This is a genomic window from Aeromicrobium sp., assembly GCF_036676885.1.
Classification (GTDB): Bacteria; Actinomycetota; Actinomycetes; order Propionibacteriales; family Nocardioidaceae; genus Aeromicrobium.
In genome coordinates this window covers 1-10496 of the sequence record NZ_JAKFCB010000110.1, presented here as the reverse complement: position 1 = coordinate 10496, position 10496 = coordinate 1, and the positions used below count along the sequence as shown (strand labels likewise).

General features: G+C 69.3%; 10 protein-coding genes. 7 read left to right on the top strand and 3 right to left on the bottom strand.

Translation table 11 applies throughout. The features are described from left to right. Positions 1-95: 95 nt before the first annotated feature. From V6M46_RS05615 to V6M46_RS05605, 3 genes are all read left to right on the top strand, one after another. Positions 96-1388 (top strand): hypothetical protein, encoded by a 1293-nt coding sequence (locus V6M46_RS05615; RefSeq protein ID WP_332662795.1) that lies wholly within the window; start codon positions 96-98, stop codon positions 1386-1388. An 85-nt stretch (positions 1389-1473) separates the two neighbouring features. Next, the gene (locus V6M46_RS05610) at positions 1474-2184 is read left to right on the top strand and encodes a response regulator transcription factor (RefSeq protein ID WP_332662794.1); all 711 of its coding nucleotides are present in this window, start codon (positions 1474-1476) and stop codon (positions 2182-2184) included. Beyond that, complete coding sequence (locus V6M46_RS05605) at positions 2181-3185, top strand: sensor histidine kinase (protein WP_332662793.1); 1005 nt, start codon at positions 2181-2183, stop codon at positions 3183-3185. The genes V6M46_RS05610 and V6M46_RS05605 overlap by 4 nt, the downstream gene beginning before the upstream one ends. On the opposite strand, the gene V6M46_RS05600 is transcribed toward V6M46_RS05605, so the two are convergent. Continuing rightward, on the bottom strand, positions 3182-4222 hold the full coding sequence (locus tag V6M46_RS05600; protein ID WP_332662792.1) for an NAD-dependent epimerase/dehydratase family protein: 1041 nt from the start codon (positions 4220-4222) through the stop codon (positions 3182-3184). The two genes, V6M46_RS05605 and V6M46_RS05600, sit on opposite strands and share 4 nt — an antisense overlap. Next, entirely contained in the window at positions 4219-5037 is an 819-nt protein-coding gene (locus V6M46_RS05595) for an S-methyl-5'-thioadenosine phosphorylase (protein ID WP_332662791.1), read from the bottom strand. Before V6M46_RS05595 ends, V6M46_RS05600 begins: the two co-directional genes overlap by 4 nt. A gap of 173 nt (positions 5038-5210) precedes the next feature. On the opposite strand from V6M46_RS05595, the gene V6M46_RS05590 reads away from it, so the two are divergent. Continuing rightward, positions 5211-5879 carry a hypothetical protein gene (locus V6M46_RS05590; protein ID WP_332662790.1) on the top strand — a complete coding sequence of 223 codons (669 nt, stop codon included), beginning with the start codon at positions 5211-5213 and terminating at the stop codon, positions 5877-5879. A gap of 62 nt (positions 5880-5941) precedes the next feature. On the opposite strand, the gene V6M46_RS05585 is transcribed toward V6M46_RS05590, so the two are convergent. Then, entirely contained in the window at positions 5942-6859 is a 918-nt protein-coding gene (locus V6M46_RS05585) for a LysR family transcriptional regulator (RefSeq protein ID WP_332662789.1), read from the bottom strand. 304 nt (positions 6860-7163) lie between these two features. Here V6M46_RS05585 and V6M46_RS05580 point away from each other — a divergent pair, with 304 nt between their 5' ends. The 3 genes from V6M46_RS05580 to V6M46_RS05570 all read left to right on the top strand — a co-directional run. Further along, positions 7164-7754, top strand: coding sequence for an HAD family hydrolase (locus V6M46_RS05580; protein WP_332662788.1), 591 nt, complete (start codon positions 7164-7166; stop codon positions 7752-7754). Between the two features lie 142 nt (positions 7755-7896). After that, complete coding sequence (locus V6M46_RS05575) at positions 7897-9759, top strand: acyl-CoA dehydrogenase (RefSeq protein ID WP_332662787.1); 1863 nt, start codon at positions 7897-7899, stop codon at positions 9757-9759. Positions 9760-9923: 164 nt separating this feature from the next. Then, positions 9924-10496, top strand: a 573-nt coding sequence (locus tag V6M46_RS05570) for a GAF domain-containing protein (protein WP_332662786.1), incomplete at its 3' end; no start/stop codon positions are given.

Sequence of the window (10496 nt, the reverse complement as noted above, 5' to 3'; positions counted from 1 at the left end):
TTGGTCACCATACGCACGGCGATGACGGACCCGTGACGTCCGTGCCGGCGAACCACTCGGGAAGTCCGGCCGGACCTAGGCTGACCATCGTGTCCATGTCCCTGTCCTCCACCCGCGCAGCCGTTGCCTCGGCCGCCCTGGGACTCGGACTGGTCGCCGCGGCGATCGCCGTGCCGCGTTGGACCGACGAAGACGTACGCGTGCACTGGCCGCCGCTGCATGCCGACTGGGACCCGCGCCTCGGCGTCCTGACCCTGCCGGCGATCGCGGTCGGCCTGGCGCTGTGGCTGGTGCTCCCCCGCATCGCGGCACGGACCTCGTGGCGAGGCCTGCTGGCGTACGCGTTCGCCGGCACCTGGATCTGGACCATGGCCTTGGCGATGACCGAGGGCACGGACGGCCTGGCCCGGGTCTTCGAGCGACCGGGCGAGTACGTGTACGACGCCCAGCGGGTCGACTCGATCGGGACGATGGTGCGTACGTTCGTCGACCACATCCCGATCGACTCCGCCGACAACTGGCACACGCACGTCGCGGGCCATCCGCCCGGCGCGCTGTTGTTCTTCGTGCTGCTCGACCGCATGGGCATCACCGATCCGTTCTGGATCGGCGCCGTGGTCGTCACGATCGGCAGCACCGCCGTCGTCGCCGTGCTCGTCACGCTCAAGACCCTCGGCTCGGTACGGCTCGGCCGCCGGGCCATGCCGTGGATCGTGCTCGCGCCCACCGCGGTGTGGATGGGGGTCAACGGCGATGCACTGTTCACCGCGGTCGCCGCGTGGGGTCTCGCGCTGCTGGCGATCGCCGCTGTCAGCCGCCGACCGGCCGTCGGCGTCGCGGCCGGCCTCGTGCTCGGCCTGTGCGTCTACCTGTCGTACGGGCTGGTGCTGCTCGGCCTCCTCGCCGTCGCGGTCCTGATCATCGCCAAGACGTGGAAGCCGCTGCCGTGGGCGCTCGCCGGGTCGGCGGTGGTCGTCGCGGCGTTCACGGCCGCGGGCTTCGCGTGGTGGGAGGCCTACCCGGTGCTGCGCGAGCGCTACTACGACGGCATCGCCTCGGAACGGGCGTACTCCTACTGGGTCTGGGCCGACATCGCCGCCTGGACGTTCACCGTCGGGCTCGTCGTATGGGCCGCGTTCCCGCGCGCGATCCGGGCCTTCAGGGATCGCGATCCCCTGGCCCAGCTCGCCGCCGCCGCGCTCCTGACGATCGTCGTGGCGACGATCTCCGGCATGAGCAAGGCCGAGGTCGAGCGCATCTGGCTGCCGTTCACGATCTGGGTCGTCGCCCTTCCGGCGCTCCTGCCGGACCGCTGGCACCGCCCGGCCCTTCTTTCGCAGGTCGTCCTGGCCCTGTGCGTACAACAATTGGTGCTGACAAGGTGGTGAGCATGAGCGAGCGCAGCGAGCGAGTCATCGGGGCAGGGTTCATGCCGTTGCTGCCGCATCTTGGGTTTGTCTCGGCGGCAACGGCATGACGATCGGCGACCGGCCCCACGTGCTCGTGGTCGAGGACGACCTCGCGGTCCGCGATGTGCTGCGCCGCTACCTCGAGCAGGAGTCGTACGACGTCACGGTCGCCGCCGACGGCCCGGCCGGACTCGCCGCCGCCCGCGACCTCGCCCCCGACCTGATCGTGCTCGACGTGATGCTGCCGCAGCTGAACGGCCTGGAGATCTGCCGGCAGCTCCGGGAGACCGACGGCTCGGCGGTACCGATCATCATGCTGACGGCGCTGGGCGAGACCGACGACCGCATCGCCGGGCTCACGAGCGGTGCCGACGACTACGTGACCAAGCCGTTCAGCGTCAAGGAGCTGACCCTGCGCGTCGGCTCCGTCCTGCGCCGCAGCCTCGTTCCGGCCGGGACGAGACCCGTCGCCGGGTTGCTCACGGACGGCGACCTGACCCTCAACCCCGTGGCCCGCGAGACGCTGCAGGCGGGTGACCCGCTCCCGCTCACGACGCGCGAGTTCGACCTCCTGCACTTCTTCCTGCGCCATCCTCACGAGGTGTTCAGCCGCGAGGACCTGCTCCGGCAGGTCTGGGGCTGGGAGTTCGGCGACCACTCGACCGTCACGGTGCACGTCAAGCGCCTGCGCCACAAGATCGAGGCCGACCCGGCAGATCCCACGCGGATCGTCACGGTCTACGGCCTCGGCTACCGCTGGGACCCGCAGTCATGACCGCGGACACCTGGCACGCGCTGGTCATCGGGGTCGGCAGCTCGCTCGGCGTCGTGGCGGTCGGCGCCCTCGTGCTGCACCAGCTCCGCGCCCGCGCCCTGACGACGTCGATCGTGCTGCTGACTCTGGTGCCGCTCGTCGCGATCATCGTCGGTGTCGTCGGCACGAGCCAGTTCATGTTCACCGCCGAGCTGCGCCGCACCGCCACGGTGTGGCTCGTCGTCACCGCCGTCAGCGTGCCGAGCGCGATCGTGCTCGGCAGCTCGCTGGCCCGCAAGATCGTGTGGGAGCGCGAGGCCCTCGAGCGGGAGCGCAGCGCCGAGCGGTCCCGCCGGGAGCTGCTCGCCTGGCTGAGCCACGACCTCCGTACGCCGATCGCCGGCGTGCAGGCCATGACCGAGGCGCTCGAGGACGGCGTCGTGTCGTCGCCCGAGGACGTCAAGCAGTACGCCCAGCTGATCCGCGCGGAGACGCTCCGGCTCGCCTCGATGATCGACGACCTCTTCGAGATGTCGCAGATCAACGCCGGGACGCTGTCCCTCGACGTCGGACCCATCGCGGTCGACGACGTCGTACGCTCCGCCGTCGAGGCCGCACGGCCCGCGGGCGAACGTCATGGGGTACGTGTGACGGTCGACGGCCGGCCGCACGGGACGCTGGCGGTCGGCGCCGCACCCGAGCTCATGCGGGTGCTCCGCAACCTGCTCGGCAACGCGATCCGGCACACGCCTGACGGCGGAACCGTCACCGTGACGGTCGGCTCGGACCACTCGGAGGTGTGGCTGCGGGTCGACGACTCGTGCGGCGGCATCCCGGACCGCGACCTCGCGAAGGTCTTCGACATGGGCTACCGCGGGTCCGAGGCGCGGGGGTCCGATGGCCAGGGCGCCGGCATGGGCCTCGCGATCGCGCGGGGACTCCTCGACGCGCAGTCCGGCTCGATCGGCGTACGCAACCACGACACCGGCTGCCAGTTCGAGATCCGCCTCCCAGCTGCCTAGCGGGGGCGCAACGGGTCCGTGGCGAGCTGCGCGAGGCCGACCTCGGGACTGATCTCGGCGGTGAACCCGAGGCCCTCGGTCGCGGCCTTCGGCGACGCGACGACATGGCGTACGTCGAACCGCCGGTAGTCCCCCGTCAGCTCGGGCGCCGCACCCCCGGCGGCCTCGGCCAACGCCGCGGCCATCTGACCGATCGTGAACGTCCGACCCGACGCGATGTTGTAGGGCGTCAGCCCGACCGGGTGCCCCGCGACCTGTTCGATCGCCAGCACGTTGGCGCGGGCGACATCGCTGACGTGCACGAAGTCCCGCACCTGCTGCCCGTCCTCGAACACCTGGGGCGCCTCACCCCGCGCGATCGCGGAGCGGAAGATCGCCGCGACCCCGGCGTACGGCGTGTCCGCGGGCATGCCCGGGCCGTACACGTTGTGATAGCGCAGGGCGATCGTCCGGGCACCGTCGAGCGTGCACCACGCACCGGCGTAGTGCTCCTGAGCGACCTTCGATGCGGCATAGCTCGTACGCGGAAAAAAGGGCGCGTCCTCGCCGATCTCCTGCCAGGTGATCTCACCGCCGCAGGCCGGGCAGCGAGGGTCGAACCGCCCCGCCGCCAGGTCGGCCTCCTGGCGCATCGCCGGCGGCACATCACCATCGACGGGACACGAGTAGCGCCCGTCGCCGTAGACCACCATCGACGAGGCCAGCACCAGGTCGCGTACGCCGACCCGTGACATCGCCGCGAGCAGCCGAGCGGTGCCGGCGTCGTTGTGCTCGGCGTAGTCGGGCAGGTCCTGGGCGTCGACGCCGTTGCCGACCATCGCCGCCTGGTGGCAGACCACGTCGATCCCGTCGAGGACCTCGTCCAACCGGTCATGGCGGAGGTCGAGCCGCTCGATGCCGGAGTCGTGGGTCGATCCGGCCCCGTGCGCCTGGGGGAGGTACGCATCGAGGGCCACGACCTCGTGTCCGCGCTCCATCGCCTGGCCACGGATGTGCGTACCGATGAAACCGGCCGCGCCGGTCAGCAGGATCTTCACCGGCCATCCGAATCCGGCAGGACGATCGGCAGGTCCATGCCGTCGACGGCATGCGAGCACGCGCAGTCCCGGTCGTTCCCGAGCGCCCCGACCACCGCGGTGAGCGCCGATTTCAGCGTCTCGGTGTGGGCCGCGAACACCGCGAACACCTCGTCCATGCTCACCGCGCTCGCCTGGTCCACCCCGGCGTCGTGGTCCGTCACGAGGGCGACGGTGGCGTAGCAGAGCGCCAGCTCCCGAGCCAGCACGGCCTCGGGATGCCCCGTCATGTTGACGACCGCCCAACCCTGGTCGGCGTACCACGTCGACTCGGCCCGGGTGGAGAACCGCGGCCCCTCGATGACGACCATCGCCCCACCGTCGACCGGTCCCTGCTCCGCGAGTCCCGCGAGCAGGTGGCCGCGAAGCCTCGGGCAGTACGGGTCGGCGAACGACACGTGGCACGCGCCCGAGTCGAAGTACGTCTGATGGCGAGCCGTCGTCCGGTCGACCAGCTGATCGGGCACGACGAACGTGCCCGGTCCGTGCTCGAGCTGGAGGCCGCCGACCGCACACGGCGCAAGCACCTGGCGCACACCGAGGCTGCGCAGCGCCCACATGTTGGCCCGGTAGGGAACGCGGTGCGCCGGGAACTCGTGATGCGGCCCGTGGCGCGGCAGGAACGCGACCGGGCGGTCCCCGACCGTGCCGATCGCGACCGGTGCGGACGGCTTGCCGTACGGCGTCTCGACCTCGACCCACCGAGGCTCCTCGAGAAACGTGTAGAAGCCGGATCCGCCGATCACGGCGACGTCGGGGCGCGCGGACTCAGTCATGGTCCGAGCATGGCACCTCGCCTGCACCGGATGGGCGCGAGCCGACGACCGTCACCGCCTCGTCACGAGCCGGCACAAGCAATCCCTGCCCAGACCAATCACCCACACCCCTCCGCGACGAACCCCCCGTGTCAGCCGCTTGACCCCCAACGACCTACAAGGATGTGGATCACATGAGCTCCATCAGCTCTCGCAAGAAGACGCTCGCCGGAATCGCCCTCGTCGCCGTCGCGGCGCTCCCCCTCGCCGCCTGCGGATCGTCCGACTCCGCCGGCTCGTCCGAGTCCAAGGCCACGGTCGCCAAGCCGGTCGCCCGGCTCAACGACCTCAGCACGGGCGGCACGACCGCGATCGCCCTCGACCAGGGCTTCACGGATGCCCTCACCTCGCTCAAGCTCACGCCCGGCGTGGTCGACGGCGCCACGCTCGAGGACGGCTCACTGATCTTCCCGATCACGGGCGGCAACGTGACGTACTTCAAGCCCGGCACCGCCAAGCCGTACGTCATCGGTCAGGTGCAGCACGAGGGATCCGGCCTGTCGCTGACCGCGGGTGACATCAAGGTCGAGCTGACGAACTTCAACGTCGACCCCGGCATCTCGCGGGTCTACGGCGACGTGACCGTCAACGGCAAGGTTGCCGCGACCAGTGCGTTCCTGTTCCAGCTCCGCGGCGCGACCCTCAAGCCCCTGCAGACCGAGGGAGACACCGCGATCCTCGAGGGCACCCGCGTCTTCATCAGCCCGCCCGCTGCCGGCGTGCTGAACGAGACGTTCGGGACCGACGCGGTCACCGAGGACCTGCTCGTCGGCGTCGCGAAGATCACCGTCAACACCAAGTAGTCACGAGGAGTCTCGATGGGCCCGCCGCCACGGCGGGCCCATCGTGCTGTCGCTGCGCGGGCTCAGATCGCCTCATAGGAATCCGCGACAGCCCGCGCCTCGGCGCGCAGGGCCTGCACGACCAGTCGTACGGACGGCCGCTCGAAACGATCCGGGCGCAACAGCGCCGAGATCTCGCGCTTGGCACGGATGCCGACCAGCGGGCGCGTGACAAGTCCGTTGCCGCGCTCCCGCGTCGTGAAACGGGGGAGGATCGCGATGCCGTGCCCGCCGGCGACCAGCGACTCGACGATGCCGTTGTCGGCGATGCGCTGAGCGATCCGCACGGGCTCGCCGGTCGCGGAGACGACCTGGCTCAGCACCCGGTCGAACGGATAGTCATTGGGCACGCCGATCCAGGTCTCGGTCACGACGTCCTTGGGCGAGAGGCTCGACTTCCGTGCCAGGGGATGCCCTTCGGGCAGGGCGACATCGAGAGGTTCGCTCATGAGCGGGACGACCTGGATCCCCCGCTCGTGCCAGGACGCCGAGGTGGTCGGCGAGTCGGCCAGCACGATGTCGTGATCGGGGGTGAGGTCGGCGAAGTCCGTCGTGATCCCGTCCTCGTCCGAGCAGATGAGCTCGACCTCGGGTACGTCGGCGAGGCGGGTCAGCACTCCGGACAACAGCATCTCCCCGCCGGTGGGGAAGGTGACCATCGTGACCTGCCCGGCTGGCTGCTGCATGAACTCCCGCCAGCGGCCCTCGGCACGCTCGATCGCCACCGCGATATCGGTCGCCGTCTGGGCCAGGGCGCGGCCCGCCACCGTCAGTGCCACACCTCGTCCGGCCGGCTCCAAGAGCGTGTATCCGGCCTCCTTTTCCAGCACTTTGAGCTGCTGCGACACCGCCGACGGTGTGACGTGCATTGCATCGGCGACCGCCCCGACAGTGCCCCGTTCGGCCAGTTCCCGCAGGAGTGCAAGGCGATTGACGTCCATGTAGCAATACTACATGTTAGGTGTAGTTCTGTTCGCTTGTGCTTGATAGTTGACAAGCGCACACTTGAGGAACGAACACCCCCAAAAGCCTTGAAGGAGGCCACCATGATCGCCCTCGGAATCACCATCGCCGTCATCTCCGTGATCGGGATCGGCCGCTCCATCCGCACCGTCGCCAACGACGGCTTCGGACGCGTGCCCACCCGCAGCATGTGACGGACGACGACTCACTCAAAGCCCCCGCGACGATCTCGCGGGGGCTTTCTCGTGCCCGGCGTCCGACCCCCCTCGATAGGGTCGAGACGTGATCACCGGCTTCGACCTCGACATGACCCTGATCGACTCCCGGCCGGGCATCAAGGCGGTGTACGAGCAGCTCGTCGCCGAGAGTGGCGCCTCGATCGACACCGACCTCGTCGTCTCGCGGCTCGGCCCTCCGGTGGAGTGGGAGCTCGAGCACTGGGTCCCCGTGGACGAGGTGCCGCGCTGGGCCGATCGCTACCGCGAGCTCTACCCGCTGATCGCACTGGATCTGGTCACCGCGATGCCTGGGGCGTACGACGCCGTCGAGGCCGCCAACAAGGTGGGCCGGACGATCCTGCTCACCGCGAAGCACGCCCCCAACGCGCGGCTGCACGTCGAACGCCTGGGGCTGCCGGTCGGCGAGGTCTTCGGCGGGGCCTGGCGCGAGGCCAAGGGCGTCGTGCTGCGCGAGCAGGGCGCCACGACGTACGTCGGCGACCACGTGCACGACATGGCGGCGGCGCGGCTCGCCGGCGTCGTCGGCGTCGGTGTCACGACTGGTCCGAGCACGGGGGACGACCTGCGAGACGCCGGGGCCGACACCGTATTGACGACGCTCGAGGACTTCCCGGACTGGCTCGACCGCCGCTGACCTGCAACGACGGTGTGACAGGCCCGACAGGCCCACATTCGGCGTTTGACTTGTGTTCAGCCCGGCTCGGACGGATACTTAAGTTACTACCCAGTAGCAAGTTGCCCCGAGTCGGGGCGCACACCCCCAAAGGATTGCTGGCATGAGCCATTACAAGAGCAACCTCCGTGACGTCGAGTTCAACATGTTCGAGCTCTTCAACCGTCAGGACATCCTCGGCACCGGGCCCTTCGAAGAGGTCGACACCGACACCGCGAAGAGCATCCTGGCCGAGATCGACCGCATCGCCCGCGACGACCTCGCGGCATCGTTCGAGGACGCCGACCGCAACCCGCCGGTCTACGACCCGGCCGCGAAGACCGTGACGATGAACCCGGCCTTCGCCAAGTCGTACAAGGCCTGGATGGACGCCGAGTGGTGGCGCCTGCAGGTCCCCGAGGAGCTCGGCGGCCAGGTCGCCCCCGCATCGCTGATCTGGGGCAGCGCCGAGTTCGTGCTGGGCGCCAACCCCGCGATCTGGATGTATGCCTGCGGCCCCGCGTTCGCGCGCATCGTCTTCGAGAACGGCATCGAGCGTGACAAGACGATCGCCCAGCACATGGTCGATCGCAGCTGGGGCGCCACGATGGTCCTGACCGAGCCCGATGCGGGCTCCGACGTCGGCGCCGGCCGCACCAAGGCGTTCCCCAACGAGGACGGCTCGTGGAACATCGAGGGCGTCAAGCGCTTCATCACCTCGGGCGAGCACGACATGGCCGAGAACATCATGCACCTGGTCCTCGCCCGCCCCGTGGGCGTCGAAGGCGTCGGCGGTCCCGGCACCAAGGGCCTCAGCCTGTTCCTCGTCCCGAAGTTCCACTTCGACCACGAGACCGGCGAGCTGACGGGTGAGCGCAACGGCGCGTACGTCACGAACGTCGAGAAGAAGATGGGCATCAAGGTGTCCACGACGTGCGAGGTGACGTTCGGCGACGGCGCACCGGCCCAGGGCTGGCTGCTCGGCGAGGTGCACGACGGCATCAACCAGATGTTCCGGGTCATCGAGAACGCCCGCATGATGGTCGGCCTCAAGGCCGCCGCCACGCTGTCGAGCGGCTACCTCAACGCGCTCGACTACGCCAAGGAGCGGGTCCAGGGCGCCGACCTCACGCAGGCCTCCGACAAGACGGCACCGCGGGTCACGATCACGCACCACCCCGACGTTCGCCGCTCGCTGATGACCCAGAAGGCATACGCGGAGGGGCTCCGCTCGCTCGCGATGTACGCCGCGACGTGGCAGGACGACGTCATCATCAAGGAGGCCGCCGGCGAGGACGCGTCACTGTCCGAGGCCATCAACGACCTCCTGCTGCCGCTCGTCAAGGGCTACGGCTCGGAGCGCTCGTGGGTCCTGCTCGGCACCGAGTCGCTGCAGACGTTCGGCGGATCGGGCTTCCTGCAGGACTACCCGATCGAGCAGTACGTCCGCGACGCCAAGATCGACACGCTCTACGAGGGCACGACGGCGATCCAGGGCCAGGACCTGTTCTTCCGCAAGATCGTCAAGGACAAGGGTGCCGCTCTGGGCTACCTGTCCGAGCAGGTCAAGGAGTTCGCCGAGAGCGAGGCCGGCAACGGCCGCCTCAAGGAGGAGCGCGAGCTGCTCAAGCAGGGCCTGGACGACGCCAGCGCGATCATCGGCGCGACGTTCACCGACCTCATGGCGTCGAACCCCGCCGACGAGAAGGGCGACCTCAAGAACATCTACAAGGTCGGCCTCAACACGACCCGCCTCGTCTACGTCCTCGGTGACCTGACCGTCGCGTGGCTGTTGCTGCGCGGAGCAGAGGTCGCGCTCGAGAAGCTCGGTGGCGAGGTCTCCGCGGCGGACAAGAGCTTCTACGAGGGCAAGGTCGCTGCGGCGCAGTTCTTCGCTCGCAACGTGCTCCCGAAGCTTGCGGGCGAGCGGGCGATCGCCGAGAACATCGACGACTCGATCATGGAGCTCGACGAGTCCGCGTTCTGATCCTTCCCGGACCCGGCCACGACGAAGCCCTCACCTGTCGGTGAGGGCTTCGTCGACTCCGCTCTCGACGTCCTCGTCGAATGGCCGCCGGCCACGTTCTGGAGGACGTAGGTCCCCGTGTCGTTCGGGCGTAGGGTTGTCGCAACAGACTGTCCAGGAGTGCCATGACTGACGAGCGCGCCGCTGGCCCCACGCTCGACTTCGAGGCGGTGCTCGCACAGTTTGTCCAGCGCTCGCAGCAGCTGATCGTCTCGCAGTCGCGTATGCGCGACCTGATCCGGGTCAACAACGACCTGACCAGCAAGCTCGACCTGCCGACCGTCCTCCATCGCATCGTCGAGATCGGCATGGAGCTGCTCAATGCCCGCTATGCGGCGATGGGCGTCATCGGCGACGAGCGCGGCCTCGAGCAGTTCATTCACATCGGGATGCCGTCCGAGGTGGTCGAGCAGATCGCGCACCTGCCCGAGGGCAAGGGCCTGCTGGCCGCGATGAACGACGACCTGCGGCCGCTCCGGCTCAGCCAGATCGCGGCCGACACCCGGTCGAGCGGCTTTCCCGACCACCACCCGTCGATGGGGAACTTCCTGGGCGTGCCGATCCGCGTACGAGATGAGATCTACGGCAACCTCTACCTCACCGACAGCCTCAACGGCGCATTCTCGGCAGAGGACGAGGAGCTGGCGGAGGCCCTCGCGGCGACTGCCGGCATCGCGATCGAGAACGCCCGCCTGTTC